The organism is Rhodococcus sp. OK611, assembly GCF_003050885.1.
GTDB classification, from domain to species: Bacteria; Actinomycetota; Actinomycetes; order Mycobacteriales; family Mycobacteriaceae; genus Rhodococcus_G; species Rhodococcus_G oryzae.
The window spans coordinates 42,003-61,609 of sequence record NZ_QAOZ01000015.1 but is presented as its reverse complement, the minus strand read 5'-3'; the positions used below and the strand labels follow the sequence as shown (position 1 = coordinate 61,609).

Annotated in this window: 20 protein-coding genes and 1 pseudogene; 12 read left to right on the top strand and 9 right to left on the bottom strand. The window is 69.0% G+C overall.

Translation table 11 applies throughout. The annotated features are described in order from the left end of the window. Window positions 1-25: 25 nt before the first annotated feature. From C8K38_RS28000 to leuA, 3 genes and pseudogenes are all read right to left on the bottom strand, one after another. Window positions 26-277 (bottom strand): annotated as a pseudogene (locus C8K38_RS28000) (50S ribosomal protein L11 methyltransferase); the annotation flags it as partial. 216 nt (window positions 278-493) lie between these two features. After that, window positions 494-649: a DUF6131 family protein gene (locus C8K38_RS27250; RefSeq protein ID WP_097213041.1), complete on the bottom strand. Its 156-nt coding sequence runs from the start codon at window positions 647-649 to the stop codon at window positions 494-496. A gap of 205 nt (window positions 650-854) precedes the next feature. Further along, window positions 855-2,663 carry a 2-isopropylmalate synthase gene (gene leuA / locus C8K38_RS19300; RefSeq protein WP_097213040.1) on the bottom strand — a complete coding sequence of 603 codons (1,809 nt, stop codon included), beginning with the start codon at window positions 2,661-2,663 and terminating at the stop codon, window positions 855-857. A 216-nt stretch (window positions 2,664-2,879) separates the two neighbouring features. Between leuA and C8K38_RS27805 the strand changes: the two genes are divergently transcribed. The 4 genes from C8K38_RS27805 (at window position 2,880) to C8K38_RS19290 (ending at window position 5,368) form a co-directional block, all read left to right on the top strand. Next, a complete protein-coding gene (locus C8K38_RS27805; RefSeq protein ID WP_257017598.1) occupies window positions 2,880-3,494 on the top strand; it encodes a SulP family inorganic anion transporter in 615 nt (204 codons plus the stop codon). A 20-nt stretch (window positions 3,495-3,514) separates the two neighbouring features. Next, window positions 3,515-3,946: a SulP family inorganic anion transporter gene (locus C8K38_RS27800; RefSeq protein ID WP_257017597.1), complete on the top strand. Its 432-nt coding sequence runs from the start codon at window positions 3,515-3,517 to the stop codon at window positions 3,944-3,946. Then, window positions 3,940-4,566 (top strand): hypothetical protein, encoded by a 627-nt coding sequence (locus C8K38_RS27795; RefSeq protein WP_245221066.1) that lies wholly within the window; start codon window positions 3,940-3,942, stop codon window positions 4,564-4,566. Before C8K38_RS27800 ends, C8K38_RS27795 begins: the two co-directional genes overlap by 7 nt. A 130-nt stretch (window positions 4,567-4,696) precedes the next feature. Beyond that, window positions 4,697-5,368 (top strand): pentapeptide repeat-containing protein, encoded by a 672-nt coding sequence (locus C8K38_RS19290; RefSeq protein ID WP_179800632.1) that lies wholly within the window; start codon window positions 4,697-4,699, stop codon window positions 5,366-5,368. A gap of 77 nt (window positions 5,369-5,445) precedes the next feature. Here C8K38_RS19290 and C8K38_RS19285 read toward each other — a convergent pair whose 3' ends face one another. The 4 genes from C8K38_RS19285 to C8K38_RS19270 form a co-directional block, all read right to left on the bottom strand. Continuing rightward, window positions 5,446-5,670, bottom strand: coding sequence for a hypothetical protein (locus C8K38_RS19285; RefSeq protein WP_097213039.1), 225 nt, complete (start codon window positions 5,668-5,670; stop codon window positions 5,446-5,448). 118 nt (window positions 5,671-5,788) lie between these two features. After that, window positions 5,789-8,434, bottom strand: a complete 2,646-nt coding sequence (locus C8K38_RS19280) for a LuxR C-terminal-related transcriptional regulator (RefSeq protein WP_143548492.1) — start codon at window positions 8,432-8,434, stop codon at window positions 5,789-5,791. Between the two features lie 161 nt (window positions 8,435-8,595). After that, on the bottom strand, window positions 8,596-9,597 hold the full coding sequence (locus C8K38_RS19275) for an LLM class flavin-dependent oxidoreductase (RefSeq protein ID WP_097213140.1): 1,002 nt from the start codon (window positions 9,595-9,597) through the stop codon (window positions 8,596-8,598). Window positions 9,598-9,668: 71 nt separating this feature from the next. Then, the gene (locus C8K38_RS19270; RefSeq protein WP_097213037.1) at window positions 9,669-10,019 is read right to left on the bottom strand and encodes a GNAT family N-acetyltransferase; all 351 of its coding nucleotides are present in this window, start codon (window positions 10,017-10,019) and stop codon (window positions 9,669-9,671) included. Between the two features lie 94 nt (window positions 10,020-10,113). Here C8K38_RS19270 and C8K38_RS19265 point away from each other — a divergent pair, with 94 nt between their 5' ends. The 5 genes from C8K38_RS19265 (at window position 10,114) to C8K38_RS19245 (ending at window position 13,498) form a co-directional block, all read left to right on the top strand. Continuing rightward, window positions 10,114-11,097 carry a pirin family protein gene (locus C8K38_RS19265; protein WP_097213036.1) on the top strand — a complete coding sequence of 328 codons (984 nt, stop codon included), beginning with the start codon at window positions 10,114-10,116 and terminating at the stop codon, window positions 11,095-11,097. Window positions 11,098-11,109: 12 nt separating this feature from the next. Next, window positions 11,110-11,880 carry a crotonase/enoyl-CoA hydratase family protein gene (locus tag C8K38_RS19260; protein WP_097213035.1) on the top strand — a complete coding sequence of 257 codons (771 nt, stop codon included), beginning with the start codon at window positions 11,110-11,112 and terminating at the stop codon, window positions 11,878-11,880. 83 nt (window positions 11,881-11,963) lie between these two features. Further along, window positions 11,964-12,578, top strand: coding sequence for a TetR/AcrR family transcriptional regulator (locus C8K38_RS19255; RefSeq protein ID WP_179800631.1), 615 nt, complete (start codon window positions 11,964-11,966; stop codon window positions 12,576-12,578). Window positions 12,579-12,618: 40 nt separating this feature from the next. Then, a complete protein-coding gene (locus C8K38_RS19250) occupies window positions 12,619-13,119 on the top strand; it encodes a GtrA family protein (protein WP_097213033.1) in 501 nt (166 codons plus the stop codon). 28 nt (window positions 13,120-13,147) lie between these two features. Beyond that, window positions 13,148-13,498 (top strand): hypothetical protein, encoded by a 351-nt coding sequence (locus C8K38_RS19245; protein ID WP_097213032.1) that lies wholly within the window; start codon window positions 13,148-13,150, stop codon window positions 13,496-13,498. An 18-nt stretch (window positions 13,499-13,516) separates the two neighbouring features. On the opposite strand, the gene C8K38_RS19240 is transcribed toward C8K38_RS19245, so the two are convergent. Then, window positions 13,517-13,996: a MarR family winged helix-turn-helix transcriptional regulator gene (locus C8K38_RS19240; protein WP_097213031.1), complete on the bottom strand. Its 480-nt coding sequence runs from the start codon at window positions 13,994-13,996 to the stop codon at window positions 13,517-13,519. Window positions 13,997-14,136: 140 nt separating this feature from the next. Between C8K38_RS19240 and C8K38_RS19235 the strand changes: the two genes are divergently transcribed. The 3 genes from C8K38_RS19235 to C8K38_RS19225 all read left to right on the top strand — a co-directional run bounded on the left by C8K38_RS19235 (window position 14,137) and on the right by C8K38_RS19225 (window position 18,362). Further along, entirely contained in the window at window positions 14,137-14,973 is an 837-nt protein-coding gene (locus C8K38_RS19235) for an SDR family oxidoreductase (protein WP_097213030.1), read from the top strand. A gap of 151 nt (window positions 14,974-15,124) precedes the next feature. Beyond that, window positions 15,125-16,828, top strand: a complete 1,704-nt coding sequence (locus C8K38_RS19230) for a SulP family inorganic anion transporter (protein WP_373560276.1) — start codon at window positions 15,125-15,127, stop codon at window positions 16,826-16,828. Between the two features lie 196 nt (window positions 16,829-17,024). After that, on the top strand, window positions 17,025-18,362 hold the full coding sequence (locus C8K38_RS19225; RefSeq protein ID WP_097213029.1) for a DUF1254 domain-containing protein: 1,338 nt from the start codon (window positions 17,025-17,027) through the stop codon (window positions 18,360-18,362). A gap of 6 nt (window positions 18,363-18,368) precedes the next feature. Here C8K38_RS19225 and C8K38_RS19220 read toward each other — a convergent pair whose 3' ends face one another. After that, window positions 18,369-19,595, bottom strand: coding sequence for an amidohydrolase (locus C8K38_RS19220; protein ID WP_097213028.1), 1,227 nt, complete (start codon window positions 19,593-19,595; stop codon window positions 18,369-18,371). Window positions 19,596-19,607: the final 12 nt, after the last annotated feature.

Below are 19,607 nucleotides of genomic sequence, written 5' to 3'. Positions count from 1 at the left end.
TCGGGGGGCTCGGTACGTAGGGGGGATTGGACACCACGACGTCGAAGGGTCCTTCTGAGACGGCAACCGTGAGACCTCCGCGCCTGACTCTGATCGGCAGTCCGCGCCCGCGCGCGTTGGCCCATGCCACCCCGGTGGCCAGCGACGAACAATCGACCGCGGTGACCTTTGCGGCCCCTGCTCTGGCAGCAACCATCGCCAATGCTCCGCTACCACAACAGAAATCGAGAACCTCTGCCTCCGGGGTGACTGACGCCGCGAGCGCCGACGCAAGCATCCACGTGTCCTCCTGCGGCCGGTACACTCCGGGGGGCCGCCAGACACGAGGGTGACCGGCAGCGCCGCCGAAGCCGACAGAGCCTGCGGTGTGGCCGCCCGCTGTCCTCGCCCTCGAACTCGCCTGATGCGTCATGACGTTCGAGTACCCCGGTCCCGGATCTCGAAACCGACCAACCGGCTTCTGTCCATGGACCTGCGCAAATCACGGTGCAGCTCAGTAGTAATGGGCCCGTCCACCTACGGCGTGCCCCATCGAGCCGAGTAGGTACAGCACCGCACCGACCACCACAAGGACGATTCCGATCGTCCACAGGATCGGGATGCTGAGAAGAAAGCCGACAAGCAGCAGGATGAGTCCAAGAATGATCATGACAGGTACGCCTCACTTCGGTCACAGTGCTCGCGAGTCAACAGAAACACTGCCGCGAATTGCACCGTGATCCGAATACCCGCAACCCACCGGATGCAAACCTGACAAGTCGTGTGCGGGGGTGGACATGGCACGCGAAGCTGGTACTGGTGTGCGCGCGTCGTACCCCAATCGGGGTACGACGCGCGCACAAGTGCGTCGGCGCCTAGTAGGCGCGGTTGACCGCGGAGACCACGCCGCGCAGCGAGGCGGTGGTGATGGAGGTCGCGATGCCGACGCCCCACACCGTCTTGGTGACGCCGTCGGGCCGGGTGACCGCGCACTCCACGTAGGCCGCGGCCTGCGCGTCGTCGCCCGCGGACATGGCGTGCTCGCTGTAGTCCAGCACCCGGACGTCGAAGCCGATGGTCCCGATCGCATCGACGAACGCGGCCAGCGGGCCGTTGCCAGAGCCGGTGATCTCGTGTTCCTTGCCGTTCGCCTTCACCACTGCGGTGATGGCGTCGGTGCCGCCGTCCTCCTCGGACGCGGTCACCTTCTGGCGGATCCGCTCCAGCGGGCTGATCGGGGCCAGGTACTCCTCGTTGAAGACGTCCCACATCTCCTTGGGGGAGACCTCGCCGCCCTCGCCGTCGGTGATCCTCTGGACGGCGGAGGAGAACTCCATCTGCAGGCGGCGCGGCAGCACCAGGCCGTGGTCGGCCTTCATGATGTAGGCGACGCCGCCCTTGCCGGACTGCGAGTTCACCCGGATCACGGCCTCGTAGCTGCGGCCCACATCCTTGGGGTCGATCGGCAGGTAGGGGACCGCCCAGATGATGTCGTCGACGTCGGCGTCCTGCGCGTCCGCCGAGATCTTCATCTGGTCGAGGCCCTTGTTGATGGCGTCCTGGTGGCTGCCGGAGAAGGCGGTGTACACCAGGTCGCCGCCGTACGGGTGCCGCTCCGCGACGGGCAGCTGGTTGCAGTACTCCACGGTGCGGCGGATCTCGTCGATGCTGGAGAAGTCGATCTGCGGGTCCACGCCGCGGGTGAACATGTTCAGGCCGAGGGTGACCAGGCAGACGTTGCCGGTGCGCTCGCCGTTGCCGAACAGGCAGCCCTCGATGCGATCCGCCCCGGCCTGGAAGCCGAGCTCCGCAGCCGCGACGCCGGTGCCGCGGTCGTTGTGCGGGTGCAGCGACAGGATCACGGAGTCGCGGCGGGCCAGGTTACGGCTCATCCACTCGATGGAGTCGGCGTACACGTTCGGCGTCGCCATCTCGACGGTGGCGGGCAGGTTCAGGATGATCGGGTTCTCGGGGGTCGGCGCAATCACCTCGGTGACGGCGTCGCACACCTCCTTCGCGTACTCCAGCTCGGTGCCGGTGTACGACTCGGGGGAGTACTCGTACCGCCAGTTGGTGTCGGGGTATTTCGCCGCTTCCTGCAGGCACTTGCGGGCGCCCGCGGTGGCGATCTTCTTGATCGCCTCGCGCTCGGCCCGGAACACCACCCGTCGCTGCAGGATCGAGGTGGAGTTGTAGAAGTGCACGATGACGCTGCGGGCGCCGTCGCAGGCGGCGAACGTGCGCTCGATGAGCTCGTCGCGGCACTGGGTGAGGACCTGGATGGTCACGTCGTCGGGGATCGCCCCGTCCTCGATGATCTCGCGGACGAAGTCGAAATCGGTCTGGCTGGCCGACGGGAAGCCGACCTCGATCTCCTTGTAGCCCATCCGCACCAACAGGTCGAACATGCGGCGCTTACGGGCAGGGCTCATCGGGTCGATGAGGGCCTGGTTGCCGTCACGCAGATCGACCGCACACCACAGCGGGGCGCGGTCGATGATCTTGTCCGGCCAGGTGCGGTCCGGGAGGGAGATGGGCTCGACCTCCTCGGCGAACGGCCGGTACCGGTAGGTCGGCATGGAGGAGTTCTTCTGCTGATTCCAGACGGGCTGGTCGGCAGGTGCGGGCTTCGACGGCGGCGTGATGGTGCGCGATCCGGAAGTAAAAGCGTCGGCGGATGACATTGACGATTCTCCGAGATGAAGGGGACTGTTGGTCCGATGGTGTCGACCGGCGCGTCTGAACCCCGCGACGGGAGGCCAGTCTGGATCAGACCCCGTCGCGGCGGTGAAGAAGGAGCGCCCGCTGCATGAGGAAGAGTCTACCTGCCTCGGCAATCCCGCAGGATCTCACCCGTCGGGAGTGATGCCCGTCGATCGCGGGGCCGTGAGGCTGGCGGGATGGTGTCGACAGTGTCCGCGGTCCGCGGTTGGGTGCGTTCGAGGATCCCCGAGCGCAGGTTCCTCAAGGCGGACCTCGTCGCGGCGATCCCCGGTGCGATCAGCAGCGTCCCGGACGGGATGGCGTCCGGGGTGCTGGCCGGGGTCAGCCCGGTGCACGGCCTCTACGCGAGTTTCGCCGGACCGCTGTTCGGTGGGATGCAGACCAGCACCAAGCTGATGGTGATCACCACGACCAGCGCCTCGGCGCTCGCCGCCGGTTCGGCCCTCGCACAGGTGCCGGAGGCGGAGCGACCAGGTGCCCTGATCCTGCTCACCCTGATCGCGGGCGCCGTGATGGTCGCGGCCGCCGTGCTCCGGCTGGGGCGCTACACCCGCTTCGTCTCGCATTCGGTGATGACCGGCTTCCTCACCGGGATCGCCGTCAACATCGTGCTCGGGCAGCTCGTCGACCTGACCGGGGCGACCGTGTCGGGGTCCGTCGCCCTTGCCAAGGCCTTCGACCTGGTCACGAACCCGACGCACATCGATCTGCCGTCATTGCTGACCGGGCTGCTGGCCCTCGTGCTGCTCATCGTCCTCGCGCACACCAGGCTGGCGTTGTTTGCGCCCTGATCGCGCTGGTGGTGCCCTGCATGATCGTGATCGTGATCGTCCTCGACAGCGTGGCCCGGGTGGCGGACGTGGGCGCGATCCCGACCGGGATCCCGCTACCGCAGATCCCCGACCTCGGACTCCTGTCGCCGTCGCTGATCGGGGCCGGATTCGCCGTGGCCGCGATCGTGCTGGTGCAAGGTGCCGGCGTCGCGGAGGCCTCGCCCAACCGGGACGGCTCCCGGGCCCTGCCGAACCAGGATTTCTCTGCGCAGGGCATCGGCAACATCGGTTCCGCACTGTTCGGCGGGATGCCGGTCGGCGGATCGGTCGGCCAGACGGCGTTGAACGCCACCGCAGGCGCGCGCAGCCGCTGGGGCGCGGTCTTCTCCGGGATCTGGATGCTCGTGATCCTGGTGCTGTTCTCGGGGCTCGTCGGCAAGGTCCCGATCCGACACTGGCGGCGGTGCTGATCTTCGCCGCCGTTGGCTCCATCCGCCCCGAACAGATCGCATCGATCCTGCGCAGCGGACCCAGCTCGGTCATCGCGCTGGTGACCACCTTCATCGCGACCCTGCTGCTCCCGGTCACCGCTGCGGTCGGGATCGGCGTCGCGCTCTCGATCCTGCTGCAGCTCAACCAGGAGGCCGTCGATCTCAAGGTCGTTCGGTTGCGGCCGACCGATGGCGGGCTGCTCGAGGAGGCTGATGCCCCGAAGACGCTGGCGAGCGGGGAGGTCGTCGTGCTCGACGTGTACGGCAGCCTCTTCTACGCGGGCGCGAGGACGCTGCAGGTGCATCTGCCGGACCCGGGCAACGCCCGCTCACCCGAGGTCATCCTGCGGCTGCGGGGCCGAACCACGTTGGGTGCCACCTTCTTCAAGGTGGTCGCCGACTATGCGGGCAGGCTCGATCGACTCGGGGGCCGCTTGTATCTGAGCGGCCTCATGCCGGAGGTGCTCGACTACTGGGACGCCGACCGCCTCGACAGTCAGGGCGTCTCTCTCGAGATGTTCGCGGCCACGCCGATCCTCGGCGAATCGACCGGTCAGGCAATCGAGGAGGCCGAGCGCCGGCTGGTCCGCAAGCGTTGAGTGGGGCCCGTCGAACCCGGCGGTAGCTATTTCGCGAAAGACGAGAACGAGGGGGGCTCGTTCGTTTACTGTGTCCGCGTCGGGCTGTGATTTTGACCCGTGCAGGGGTCGTTCTGGAAGTAGGAAATTCATGTCGGCTTTGAACAATGCTGTCCGTGGGCTCGGTGTCGCGGTCCTCAGTACCGGAATCGCGATGGTGGGTCTGGCGGCGGTGGCGCCGACTGCGAGCGCCGACACGGTCCTCGGGACGTGCACCGTCGTCTCGAGCCCGAACCCCGAGCACGCCACCGATTGCATCGGCGCGAACCTGGCCGGTGCGAACCTGACGGGCGTGAACCTGTCCGGTGCGAACCTGTCCGGCGCGAACCTGCTCGGCGCGAACCTGTCCGGCGCGAAGCTGACCGGCGCGAACCTCAGCAGCGCGAACCTCGGGAACACGCTCCTCGCAAACGCGGACCTGGGCGGGGCCAACCTGACCAACGCCTACCTGGTCAGCGCGAACCTCGTCGACGCGAACCTGGCAGGCGCGAACCTGGCGGGGGCAAACCTGTCCGGTGCCAACGTGTTCGGGGCCAAGCTCAAGGACGCGCTCTCGGTGAACCTCGCCGGTGCCAACGAGAACGGCGCGCCGATCGGCGGCGGCAGCAGTTCGATGCCGAACGGGCAGCCGCTGTTCGGTTCGAGCGTGACCGGTTCCGCCAACACCTCCGGGATGGGTGGCGAAGAGGAGAACCACCAGGACCCCCTGCAGCCGCTGATCGGTTCCGCGGTGACCGGCTCGACGAACATCAGCGGTATGTAGCACACGAAGATCAGCCCTCCGCGCCCTCGAGCGTCGGCATCTGCCGGCGGTCGAGGGCGTTCGTGTTGTGCCCGGGCTCAGTCTGGGAGGCGTCGCATCTCGATGACCGTCAGGCCCATCGTGTCGAAACGTGCAAGCATCCCGCGCAGCTGGACGTCGCCGTCGATCGGGCCGTACAGCGTCGTATAGGCGTGCGGGGTCGGCGCCACGCTCAGCTCCGGAAAGGCGGCAAGAACGCGCTCGGAAAGATCGCCGCGCACGAGGAACTCGTAGCGGACCCGGGCGGGTTTGGGGTGTGCCACCGGAGGGCCTCCTCCTGAGTCGACTGGGCTGATCCGTGATCAGTGGACCTTCGACCTCCAGTGTCCGCCGAGATGAGACGCGCGCCTCACCCGCGAGTGGTGAAATGCGCGGCCGCGGTCACAGCAGCCCGCGCGCCCTGGCCTCGGTGATGGCGTCGCGCCTGGTCCGCACGTCGAGTTTCCGGTAGATGCCGCGCAGGTGGGTCTTGACGGTGTTGACGGAGACGAACAGGTCCGCGGCGATCTGTTCGGCGGTGTGCCAGGAGGGCAGCTCGACGAGTAGTTCCATTTCGCGGGGGGTGAGCAGGTCCGTCGCGCCCTGCGCGGACTGCGGAATCACCGACCGCGCACGTTCGGCGAACTTGTCGTACACCCCGAAACGGCCGCGGTGCCGGTCCAGCAGATCCCTCAGCGGCTCGCCACCGTCGCGGAACGGCCGCAGGATGGCCTCGGGTTCAGCGATGGTGATCGCCTCGACCAGCGCAGACCTCGCGGTGATCGAGTCATCCCTGGCATCCGCGATCGTGGCCGCCATGAGCCAGGCGCGGATGAGGGTGACATCCGACAGGCATTCGAGTTCACCGCTGAGGACCGGGGCGAGCTCGCGGCGCGCCGCGTCCAGTCGTCGGTGGTGCAGCGACATCGTGGCCTGCAGCACGGCCACCTCGCCGCCGTGCCCGAGTTCGGCCGTGGTCAGCTCCGCGACCTGCGCGGCCCAGACGGGCTCCCCGACCTGGAGGAACGCGCGTTGGGCCGATGTCGCGAGGAGGGCGGTGGTGCCGGGCGGCAGCGGTCGGTTCCGCCCTGGCGCGCAATGGTCGCGGATCACCCTCGCCGCCGCGTGCCGGTCATCGGTGGACTCGAACTCGAGGATGGCCCCCAGGAGCACGGAGGCTCGCCCCATCGCCGGGCTCTCGCAGGCCGCGAGGTGCGGGACACACAGGCTCGCCAGTTGCGCCGCGGCCTCGTCCTCGACCCTCAGGTAGTGGCCCAGCGCGCCGAACAGCTGGGCGAGCTGGCAGTGGCGGTGGTCGGTGAGGTCATGGACGCGGCCGTGGTCGGTGGCTTCCGATGCCCTGGCGATCATGTCGTCGAGGCGGCACCGGTACGCCGCCACCGCTGCCAGGCCGGTGAGGGCCTCCAGGACCACGGCGGGCAGTTCGGCGGCGCGCGCGGTCGCCAGAGCGTCCTCCAGGTGCAGGCCCGCGGGCACGAGCCGGCCGAGATACAGCTCGGCGATGCCCTCCTGCAGCAGCGCGAAGGAGTCGAGCTCGGGGTCGCCGGCCTCGCCGACCGGGTCGGATTGCAGCGTCTTCAACGCGTTTTCGATACCACCGGTCTGAACGGCGACCTGCAGGCGGAGGCCGTCCCCGAGCATCTCGAGCTCGGCGGGCATCTCCGCGTCACCCTGATCCGATGCGCGGTCGAGCGCGCTGAGGGTGGACGAGGCGGCGGCGGTGTTGCCCCTGGCCAATTCCGCGGCGACCCTGAGCAACCGGGTGGACGGATCCGCCCGCACGGTCGGGGACACGCGGTCGAGGACACTGATCACGGTGGCCCAGTTGCCCGCGAGCACCAGCCGCAGTCCGCACTCCTGCAGCAGCGTCAGCAGTGCGTCGTCGTCGCCGGCCTGTAGTGCGTGTTCCAGTGCATGCTCGTGGTCTCCGCTACGAGCGAACCACCCGGCGGCGACTCGTTCGAGGTCACCGACCGCATCGCGCCCCAGTCGGCCGACCTCGGCGCGCAGATACTCGCGCAACAGGGGGTGATACCGATACCAGCCGGGTGAGCCGCACACCCGCTCGACCAGAAAGTTGGAGTGCTCGAGGGTGTCGAGGACGTCGCGGCTTCCCTGGTTCCCGGTGAGCGCCTCGGCGAGTTCGACGGTGAACGCATCGGGGACGGATGTCTCGACGACGAATTCTCGCTCGTGCTCGGTGAGACCGTCCAGCACCTCGTTGACGAGATAGTCGGCGACCACCCTGCTGTCCCCGCTGAAGTCGGTGATCATCGCGGTGGGGTCGGGGTGCCGTGCAAGGGAGATCGCGGCGAGTCGAAGACCGGCCGCCCACCCCTCGGTGCGGCCGAGGATCTTGGTCAGGTCGAGGCCGTCGAGGCGTACCCCGTGTTCCGCGAACAGGATCGCCGCCTCCTCCTCGGTGAAGGCGAGATCGCGATGGGAGAGGTCGCAGACCCGGCCCTCGAGGCGCATCCGGTGCACGGCGAGCGGTGGTTCGAAACGCCCGGCGAGGATGGTGCGCAGGCTCGGCGGTGCCCAACGAAGGAAATTCCCGAGCGCCTCGAGGACCGTCGGTTCGTGCAGCAGGTGCGCGTCGTCGAGGATCAGCCAGACCGGCTCGCCTACGGCCTCGAGCGCCTGGGCCATCGCGAACGGGTAGTTCTCATCGTTGATGGGCGGCAGGTCGCGAACGGCGTCCGAGACCGCGGGATTGCCGGTGCTCTCCAGGGTCGCGCGGACCGCGGAACGGACCGTGTCGAGGTCGTTGTCCCGTTCCTCGACGGTGAGCCAGGCGATCGTCGGCGGGTTGGGCTGCACGGAGACCGCGGCGGCCCAGTCCGAGAGCAGCATGGTCTTGCCCGTGCCCACCGGCGCGATGAGCATGGCGACGGTGGTCGGCGAGTCCGGCGGCGAGAACATCGCCTCGGACAGCGAATCCAGTAGTCGCCCACGGCGAATCACGGGGTGCGCATAGTTCGGGATCTGATTACGCGCCTGCTGTGTATCCCAATTCACTACGGACATCTGGCCACTCCCCGACGGTCGATCACGCCGAGGCGCGTTGCGTCGGCGTTTCCCCCGCTCACAGCACCGCGCGGGGGCCAGTAAAGGGATCGTAACGGCAGCGCAGGCTATTTGGGTGTCGTACGCGTGACCAATTGGTGGCCGGGGAGTGAGGCCCGTCATCACTGCCGGATCAGCGGGGCCACCTTGGTCCCCAGTAGCTCGATGGTTCGCATGACCTTGGCGTGGGGGAGCGGACCGACGCTGGGGTGCAACATGAACCGGTCGATGCCGAGGGTCTCGCGCATGTCGATGATCTTCTCGGCGACTTGTTCCGGGTTGCCCAGTATCAACGAGCCGCCTGGCCCGCGCAGGCCGTCGAAACTCTGTGGATTCATTGGCGCCCAGCCGCGTTCCCGGCCGAGCCCGGTCATTGCGGCCGCGTAGCTCGGGTAGAACTCGGCAGCGGCCTGCTCGTCTGAGTCGGCAACATATCCGTGCGCGTGCACTGCGATCGGCTGGGGTTCGTGGCCGCCCTCCTCGACGGCGCGCCGGTGCAGATCGGCAAGCGGCGCGAACCGTGCAGGTCTACCGCCGATGATCGCGAGCGCCATCGGTAGACCCAACAGTCCCGCCCTGGCAACGGATTCCGGGTTGCCTCCGACGCCGACCCAGATCGGGAGCGGGCGCTCGGGCCGGGGGTAGACCGACTGCCGGTCCAGGGGTGCTCGGTGGTTTCCCGACCAGGTCACGGTCTCGGAATCCCGGAGGGCCAGCAGTAGGCCGAGCTTCTCGACGAACAGCTCGTCGTAGTCGGCGAGGTCGTAGCCGAACAGCGGGAACGACTCGGTGAACGAGCCGCGGCCGGCCATCACCTCGGCGCGGCCGCCCGAGATCAGGTCGAGGGTGGCGAACTCCTCGAATACCCGAACGGGATCGTCCGAACTCAGGACGGTCACCGCGCTGGTCAGGCGGATATCTGAGGTGCGGGCCGCGGCGGCGGCCAATACGACGGCTGGGGCGGATGCCACGAAGTCCGCGCGGTGGTGCTCGCCGACCCCGTACACGTCGAGGCCGACCTGCTCCGCGAGTTCGACCTCCTCCAGGAGATTGCGCAGTCGTTCGCGCGGGGACACGCTCCCGTCGGTGTCGACCTCCGCAAATGTGGTCAAACCGACCTCCATCGAGCCACCCTCCGTCATGTAGTCAAAATGTCAACTACATGGGTAACTCGACGCCCGGCGCGAAAATTCCGTCAGGCTTGCGAGTCGCGTACGGCCTGCAGTGCCTCGTGCGTCACCGGATCCACCGCGGCGGCGAAGTCGTCGTGCTTCTCGAGGTAGCCGGCGACGAAGGGGCAGATGGGGACGATCCGCTTGTCGGCGCCGACGGTCTCGGCGAGCGCGTCGTGGATCAACCGGCTGGCCAGGCCGCGGCCGCCGTACTGTTCCCCGATCTCGGTGTGGAAGAAGATCCGTTGGCCGTCCCGATCCAGATACTCGGTGAATCCGGCCAGTTCCGTGCCGAGGTGGATCTCGTAGCGGTGAAGCGCGGGGGCGTCTCGGACCACGGGGGCCGGCGCATCTGCGACATGTTCGTCTGCCATGGCCCCACTATGCCGCAGCGATACCCTGGAGGCGGTCCGACTTGGGTTCGGGCGGAGTCCGTCGAGGGGCCGCGGCGCCCAGGATCGAGGAACGATGAGCAATCTCGACCCCGCTCCCGATGAGGTGGTCTGCACCGGCGACGACGGAGGCGAAAGCGGCCCGCGGTTGCTGGACTTCCGTGACGTCCCCCTCGGCGGCCCGCGCGCGATGCCGGTGCGGCGTTCGCTCCCGCAACGCGCGCAGTCTTTCATCGGTGCCTGGTGCTTCCTCGATCACTATGGGCCCGACGATGTCTCGGCGAGCGGCGGCATGAAGGTCGCCGGTCACCCGCACACCGGGCTGCAGACGGTGTCCTGGTTGTTCACCGGCGAGATCGAGCACCGCGACACCACGGGTGTCCATGCGCTGGTCCGGCCGGGCGAGATCAACCTGATGACCGCGGGCTCGGGAATTGCCCACTCGGAGTTCTCGACGCCGCAGACGTCCGTGTTGCACGGTGTCCAGCTGTGGGTGGCGCTCCCGGGCGAATATCGTTTCACCGCACCCGCTTTCGAGCACTACGCGCCGCCGGTGGTCGATCACGACGGGGTGCGGGTGCTGGTGTTCCTCGGCACGCTCTTCGGGCAGCGGTCCCCGGTGAAGACGTTCAGCGCGCTGCTCGGCGCCGAGCTGACCCTGCCGCCCGGCCGGACCCTGCAACTCGACCTCGACCCAGCCTTCGAGCACGGCGTGCTGGTGGACACCGGTGGCGCGACGGTCGGCGGGGTGGGCGCGAAGCCGGGGCAACTGGTGTATCTGTCGCAGGGTGCCACCCGGGTGGAGGTGCGGGCCTCCGACGACGAGCAGACGCGCATCCTGCTGCTCGGCGGTGAACCGCTCGGCGAGGAGATCGTCATGTGGTGGAACTTCATCGGCCGCAGCCATGAGGAGGTCGTGCAGTTCCGCGAGGACTGGCAGCGCGAACGCTCGGATCAGGCCGCGGCCACGCCCGGACGGTACGGCCCGTTCCCCACGCAGTGGCGCGAGACCATCCCCGCGCCGATCCTGCCGAACACGCGCCTCAAGCCGCGGCGCTGAGAAAGGCGACCCATGACCGATGATGTGGTTCTCGTCCGACGGGACGGCCCGGTCACGACCATCAGCATCAACCGGCCCGCCGTCCGCAACGCGGTGGACCGACCCACCGCGGAGGCCCTCGCGGCCGCCTTCCGTGACTTCGACGCCGACTCGGACGCCGCGGTTGCCGTGCTGCACGGGGAGGGTGGAACCTTCTGTGCGGGAGCGGATCTGAAGGCGATCAGCTCGGGGTCGGGCAATCGTGTCGCGCTCGACGGTGACGGCCCGATGGGCATCTCGCGGATGCGGCTCTCGAAACCGGTGATCGCCGCGATCGCCGGTCACGCGGTGGCGGGCGGGCTGGAGCTTGCCCTGTGGGCGGACCTGCGGGTGGCGGAGGAGGGTGCCGTTCTCGGCGTCTTCTGCCGGCGCTGGGGCGTTCCGCTCATCGACGGCGGCACCGTGCGCCTGCCGCGCCTGATCGGCGCCGGCCACGCCATGGACCTGATCCTGACCGGGCGGCCGGTCGACGCGGACGAGGCGCACCGCATCGGGCTGGTGAATCGGAAGGTCCCTGCGGGCGGGGCGGTGGCGGCCGCGCAGCGGCTCGCGGCCGACCTGGCGGCGTTCCCCCAGACGTGCATGCGTCAGGACCGGCTCTCCGTCCTCGAGCAGGAGGGGCTGCCGGAGGATCAGGCGATGCTCGTGGAGTTGCGGCACGGCGCGGTCTCTCTCGCGGACGGCACCTTCGAGGGCGCCACGCGCTTCGCGGAGGGCGCCGGGCGGCACGGCACCTTCGAGTGACCGCAGGCGGGCCAGGAGGCGGCCCCGACCTTCGGGAATAGGATACGAAACGGTAGCGTATCTATATTCCAATGGAGGTCACCGTGTCATCGTCAGCCAAGGCCGGTCGTCCGCGGGACGCGGACCGCGATCGGGCGCTGCTCGTCGCGACCCAGGATCTGCTGGCGGAGGTCGGATTCGACCGGCTGTCGATCGACGCCGTGGCGGCGCGGTGCGGGGCAGGCAAGACGACCGTCTACCGGCGGTGGGCGGGAAAGCCGGAGCTCGTCGCCGATGCCGTGGCGTTGCTCCACGAGATTGCCCACGCGCCCGACACCGGAGACCTCCGGACCGATCTGGTGCTCATGGCCAGGGCCTGGCACGACCCGGACTCGCGGCGCGACGCGGTGATCGGCGGCCTGCTCACCGGAATGGTGCACGACTGCGGGCTGCGTGAGGCGGTCAACCAGGCCATCTCGGTGCCGTACAAGCAGGTTTTCGCCACGGTCGTCTCGAGGGCGGTCGAACGGGGGGAGGTGCCCGGCGACCGGGACATCGATCTGATCGGCACCATCTTTCCCGCGATCACCTTCCACCGGCTGTCGGTCATGGCAGAGCCGATCGACCTGGCCTTCATCGAGCGAGTCGTCGACGGCGTGGTGGTGCCGGCACTGACCGCGGGCGGCTCGTCGCCGGCAGGCGATGCGACGTCCCGCTGAGGGGGACAGATGCGGATGTCCGCGTCGAGAAGGGGCTTTCATGGACGACGTGATCACGTACGGTGACGGTCGCGGCGACCCTGCGCCCGTCCGCGACGATCCCGGCGCGGCGTATCCCTGGATCAGGGGACGGACCGGAAGTGGTCGCCTTCGGGGCGACGGCGTCATCGCGCAGTTCGTCCGGTTCGTCCTCGTCGGCGGGTCGAGCAACATCGTCTACGCGCTGGTGTTCCTCCTGCTCCATTCCAGGGGCACGTTCGCGGCCAACGTCGCGGGCGTGGTGGTCAGCACGGCCCTGGCCAATGAGCTCCACCGCAGGCTGACCTTCCACGCATCCGCGCGGGTCCGCTGGTTCCCGGCGCAATGGGAGGGTGGCGGGCTCGCGCTCGTCGGGTTGGCACTGAGCACGCTCTCGCTCGCCCTGCTCGATTTCTGGCTGCCGTCGGCGGGCGGCTTGGTGCAGGCCGTCGCGGTGGTCGCGGTCAGCGCGTTCGTCGGTGTCCTGCGCTTCCTGGCCCTGCGTGGTTGGGTGTTCTCGTAGCGGACCCGACGGAGAACGGGAGAAGGAGATGGCTGAACCGAGGCTCCTGCTCATCGGCAAACTCCAGTCCACCCTGGACGTCCTGGCCGAGGAGCTGTGCCGCCTCGGCCGCGACGTGCTCGCGACCAACGACCGCACCCTGGTCGGGCAGATCCTGGCCGAGGGTAAGGCGGATCTGGTCGTCATCGGCGGCGGGCTCGACGAACCCGCGCGAGCGGAGATGCGGGACTACGTGCTCGGGCTCAGCCCGGACATCCCGTTGCACCTGGCGCCACGGGGTGAGGGGACCAGCCCCGCGACGGCTCTCTCGTTCGCGAACGAGCAGGTCGTGTTGTACAAGGTGCTGGCCGCGGCGATGCGGGATCAGTCAGAGGGGTAGCCCGGACTGGAGCTGGGATCAGTGCGGAACGTCCCTTGTGGCGTCGTATGCCTGCGGCAGCGAATCCCCGGCATTGAGCGCCAGTAGCAGTTGGTGCAGGTCATCGCGCCGCGAGGGGTCGAGATCGGCGAGGGTCTCCTCGTTGAGCGAGGCCAGCAATCTGTCGGACTCGGCGGCGGCGTGCCTGCCCTCGTCGGTGATTGCGATCAGGAAGCGCCTGCGGTCCTGCGGATCCCGCGTGCGGCCTGCCATGCCCAGCCCCTCGAGGTGATCGATGGACGAGACCATCGTCGTCGGATCGATGCGCAGCTGGTTTCCGAGTTCGAGCTGGGAGCGGGCTCCTGCCTCCGCGAGCACCTGCAGGATCAGATAGTGCCGGGTGCGCAGCCCAAGGCCGGCCAGCCGATCCTCGCTGAGGCGGGACATCGCCTGTCCCAGCTTCATCAGCAGGCAGCCGGTGTGGCGTGCCGCGGCGTCGGAGACCAAGGGCTCGGTCACGAGTCGGCACCTCCGATTCCAGGGCGGTTGGGAGTGACGATCATATGGGGCCGCGCCCTCGCCCCAGCGCCCGGCTTCCAGTATGGTCCGCGACAGAAACCATTCGCAGTACTGATTATTTCTACCCCGAGGGAGTTGGCATGGCCACCGAGTTCGTCCAGTCCATCGATCTGACCGGTAAGACCGTCTTCGTTGCGGGCGGGACCAGCGGAATCAACCTCGGCATCGCCGAGGACTTCGCCCGGGCAGGCGCCCGGGTTGCGGTCATGAGCCGCAGGCAGGAGAAGGTCGACGCCGCCGTCGAGCGGCTGACCGCGCTCGGGGCCGAGGCCATGGGTGGCAGCGCCGACGTTCGCGACTACGCCGCGACGGAGGCCGTGCTCAAGGACGCGCACGACCGGTTCGGCGACTTCGACGTGATGGTCTCGGGCGCCGCGGGCAACTTTCCCGCCGCGGCGCTGGGGCTCTCGGCCAACGGATTCAAGTCGGTCGTCGACATCGACCTGCTCGGCACCTTCAACGTCCTGCGTGCCGCGTACCCGTTCCTGCGCAAGCCCGGTGCCTCGGTCATCAACATCTCCGCGCCGCAGGCGGTGCTGCCGACGGTGACGCAGGCGCATGTGTGCGCGGCCAAGGCAGGCGTCGACATGCTCACCAAGGTGCTGGCCCTGGAGTGGGGTCCGGCCGGTGTCCGGGTCAACGGCGTGATCCCTGGCCCGATCGACGGGACCGAGGGCATGGCCCGCCTCGCCCCCACCGAGGAGGATCGGGCCCTCGTCACGAACAGCGTTCCCCTGCGCCGATACGGGACCCCACGCGACGTCGCCAACGTGTGCCGGTTCCTGGCGTCTCCGCTCGCCGATTATGTGTCGGGCGTGGTGCTGGCCACCGACGGGGGTTGGGCGCTCGGCGGTGCGTCCGCCACGATGGGCGTCATCGGTCAGCCGCTGCTCGACGCCGCCGACGCCGGAGCCTGATCGGTCCCCCGTCGGGTCAGCCCGTCGACGACCGCCCCATATTTGTCGGCCATTCCGGTCGAGCGGTTGCGCCTCACCCTCCCGAGGTGAGGCGCGGCCGGGGTCGGAGCACCGATCATGAGGCAACCGTACGAAGGGGGGCCGGCCGAAGGTGAACACGACAGACAAGGCAGGGCGGCGCTGGTTGCTGTTCGGTTCCCTCCAGGGCTACCAGGGCAAGTGGATCCGGCCCGACGTCATCGCCGGACTCACGGTCTGGGCGGTGCTGGTGCCGGAGGCCCTGGCCTACGCGACCATCGCAGGGGTGCCTCCCGTGGTCGGCCTGTACGCCGCGATCCCTTCCCTGATTCTCTATGCGGCGGTGGGCAGTTCGCGACACCTGGTCGTCGGGCCGATGTCCGCGACCGCGGCGCTCTCCGCTGCCATCATCGCGCCGCTGGCGGGCGCCGACGGCGGCAAGTACGTCGCGCTGTCCGCGGTGCTGGCCATCGCGACCGGCATCGTCGGCCTGCTGGCGGGAATGATCCGGCTCGGCTTCATCGCGTCCTTCATCTCCGAGCCGGTGCTCAAGGGCTTCATCGTCGGACTCGCGCTGACCATCATCATCGGCCAGGTGCCCAAGCTGTTCGGGGTGCCGAAGTCCGAGGGCAACTTCTTCGAGCAGGCTTGGGGCGTCATCAGTCACCTCGGTGACACTGATTGGCGCACATTGACGGTCGGCCTGCTGAGCCTCGCGGTGGTGCTGGGGCTCAAGCGCTGGCTGCCACTGGTCCCGGGTTCGCTGCTCGCCGTGCTGTTGGGGATCGCGGCGGTCACGGTGTTCGGTTTGGACGGCGAGGGCGTCGAGATCGTCGGGCACATCGACTCCGGGCTGCCGTCGGTCGGCCTGCCGGGCGGCGTCGGGTTCGACGACTACGTGGACCTGCTGGGGCCTGCGGTTGGCGTGCTGCTGATCGGCTTCGCGGAGGGCCTTGGCGCGGCCAAGACGTACGCGGCGAAGGCCGGCTACGAGGTGGACGCCAACCGCGAGCTGCTGGGGCTGGGCGCCGCGAACCTCGGATCGGGCCTGGCGTCGGGGATGGTCGTCAACGGCAGCCTCTCGAAGACGGCGGTGAACGGGGGAGCGGGGGCGAAGACTCAGGTCAGCGGCCTGGTCGTCGCGGTGCTCACGGTGGTCACGCTGCTCTTCCTCACCGGGCTGTTCGAGAAGCTGCCCGAGGCCACGCTGGCCGCCGTCGTCATCGCCGCGGTCATCGAGCTGGTCGACGTGTCTGCGCTGAGGCGGCTCTACGGGGTGTGGACGCAGCGGCTGGGCAGCATCTACGGGGCCGCCGCCCGCGCCGATTTTGCAGGCGCGGTTGCCGCGATGATGGGCGTCCTGCTGTTCGACACCCTCCCCGGCCTGGTGATCGGCATCGGGGTGTCGATGTTGCTGCTGCTCTATCGCTCGTCGCGTCCGCACGTCGCGGCGCTGGCGAAGGAGGGCTCGTTGTGGGTCGACGCCGAGCGTCATCCGGAGGTCGCCACCCGCCCGGACGTGGTGGTGGTCCGCGTCGAGGCCGGCCTGTACTTCGCGAACGCCGACCACGTGAAAGACAGCATCGAGGCGCTGTGCACCGACGAGACCCGCACGGTCGTGCTGGACGCCGAGACCTCGCCGTTCGTCGACGTCAGCGCCGCTGAGATGTTGATGCAGTTGCGGGACACACTCGGGCGCAAGGGGATCGAGCTGCGGGTTGCCCGAGACATCGGGCAGTTCCGGGACACGCTCATGCAAGCGGCTCCGGACGGCAGGGGCCTCGGGGTGTACCCGACCGTCTCCGAGGCCCTCGCCGACCAGGGCTCGGGAATCTGACATGACATCGGCCGGGATCGAATGAGGATAGAAGCACCCACACCCATGGGATGACCTGCGCGCCCGTGAGCGGTTGATGCGTCTCTGGACTTGCTAACCGCGCACGGGCGGCGGAGCCGCCTCACACGAGACGGGTGAGGCGACCCGGCGGCTCCCCGTGGTGCCATGGGGGGAATCTCGGAGAAGGGTGCATTCTGTGGGTGTCGAACTGAAGGATCTGGCCGCCAAGGCCTACGTGTACGGGTTTCCCCTCGTGTTCAACCTGGACCAGGTGCGCCGTTACGTGACGACGGGCGTCGGGGCCAATGCCGCGGCACCGTTCAACCGGTTCAGCCACGCCGACACCCTCGCCGGACCGAAGGACACCTTCGTCTCGATCAACAACGACACCGTGTATTCGATGGGGCAGCTCGACCTCACCAACGGCCCACTGCTGCTGGAGGTTCCGGATACCGACGGCGCCTACTACGTGCTCCAGTTCGTGGACGCGTGGACCGACAACTTCGCGTACGTGGGCAAGCGGGCCACCGGCACCGCCGCGGGGCGGTATCTGCTCACCCCGCCGGGCTGGTCGGGCGAGACGCCGGCCGGTGTCCGCAGGATCTCTTGTCCCACCTTGGTCGCGTCGATCGTGGGGCGGTGGGCCTGCGCCGGTGAGGAGGACCTGCCGCGCGTCCGTGCCCTGCAGCAACAGCTCACGCTGACGGAGGTCGGGGCACAGACCCGACCCCTGGGGCTGCCAACCCCGGATCCGAACGTGCCCGAGGCGCTGGCGTTCTGGGAGAAGCTCCGCGTCTACCTGCAGGCCTATCCGCCCGCGGCCCAGGACCTGCCGCTGCAGCAGTCCTTCGAGCCGCTCGGCCTGCTGGCGTGGGGTACCTCGCCCTATGCCGACGCCGAGCCCGCGCTGGCCGCGGCGCTCGCCGCAGGCGCGAAGGCGGGTCACGACGGACTGGTGGCCGCGCTCAGGTCTGGGGCAGGCGACGCCATCGTCAACGGATGGCATCAGCCGTTCCACGTCTTCGACTACAACGACGACTACTTCGAGGTCGGCACCATCAACTCGCCGGAATGGCGAATCGACGACCGCGCCAGGGCGATCGGGCTGCGGGCTGCCGCGGCGATGGGTGGGCTGTGGGGTAACCACGGATACGAGGCGGCCTACTCCCCGGTCTACCTCGACGGCGACGGCGACGAGCTGACCGGTGAGCGAAGCTACACGCTGACTTTCGCCCAGACGCCGCCGGTCGACGCGTTCTGGTCGATCACCATGTACGACCTGCCGGAATACTTCCTGGTGGACAACCCGATCGACCGGTACTCGATCGGCGACCGCACCCCCGGGCTGGTGTACGCGGAGGACGGCTCGCTGACGATCACCCTCAGCGCCGTCGAACCGACGGACCCGACAGCGCGGGCGAACTGGCTGCCGACCCCGACGGCGGGCTTCCGGCCGCTGCTGCGGATGTACAGCCCGCGGCCCGAGGTGTTCGACGGGACCTACGAGATCCCACCGATCGACAAGGCCGTCTGAGCCGATTCAGCTCTGTCCCAGCCACTCCCGGGCGGCGACCACCAGCGCCTCGATGCCGACCGTCAGGGTCGGCTCGAGGACCGGAGCGAAGCGCGCGGAGTGGTTCGACGGGATGTCCCGGTCGGTGGTCCCGGCCGCGGCCGCCCGCATGAAGGCCTCCGGTTCGGCACCGCCGAACAGCCAGTAGCAGCAGGGCGCCCCTGACGCGGTCGCGAAGACCCCGACGTCCTCGCTGCCCGTGACGGGCCCGGGGTCGAAGACGTGATCCTCCCCGAACCGCAACCGGAACACGGCGGCGGTGCGCTCCACTGCCGCCGGGTCGTTGACGAGGACCGGAAAGCTGTCGATCGGGGTGATCTCTGGCGTGCGGGTCGCACCCGCGGCGGCGGCCTCCGCCTCGACGATGCGGGTGACCGAGTCGAGAACCCTGGTGCGTACGGCGGCGTCGTAGGTGCGGATGTTGACCTCGAGCACGGCCTCGTCGGGGATGATGTTGTCCTTGGTGCCCGCGCGGAGGGAACCGACCGTCAGGACCACCGTGTCGGTCGCGGCCACGGTCCGCGACACCACGGTCTGCAGCCGCAGCACCGTCGACGCGGCCATCACCACCGGATCGATCGTGGTCTCGGGCCGCGAACCGTGGCCCCCCTTGCCGAACATCGTGATTCGCAGCGCGTCCGTCGCGGCGAAGGCGGGTCCCGGCCGGACAGCAAGCATGCCGGCGGGAAACGGGCCCACGTGTTGCCCGAGCACCACATCTGGGGTGCCGAACCTGTCGAACAGGCCGTCGTCGACCATGGCCTGCGCGCCGCCGCCGAGTTCCTCGGCCGGCTGGAACACCGCGAGAATCGTTCCACGCCAGCCGGACCGGTCGTCCACCAGCTCCTCCAGTGCGCCGAGCAGACACACCACATGCATGTCGTGGCCGCACGCGTGCGCCACCGGGACATCCTCGCCGTCGGGATCGGTGCCGCGTGCGGTGCTGGCATAGGGCAGCCCGGTCTCCTCCGCGATCGGCAGCGCATCCATGTCGGCGCGCAGCAGCACGGTGGGGCCGTCGCCGCGGCGCAGCGTCCCGACGACGCCGGTCCCGCCCACGCCCGTGCTGGTCTCGAAACCCAGCGCGCGCAGCCGGTCCGCGATGATGCCCGCGGTCCGGGTCTCGTGGAACGACAGCTCGGGGTGGGCGTGCAGGTCCTTGTACAGCTCGGTGAGTGCCGTGGTGTCGACCATAGCGGTCCTTCC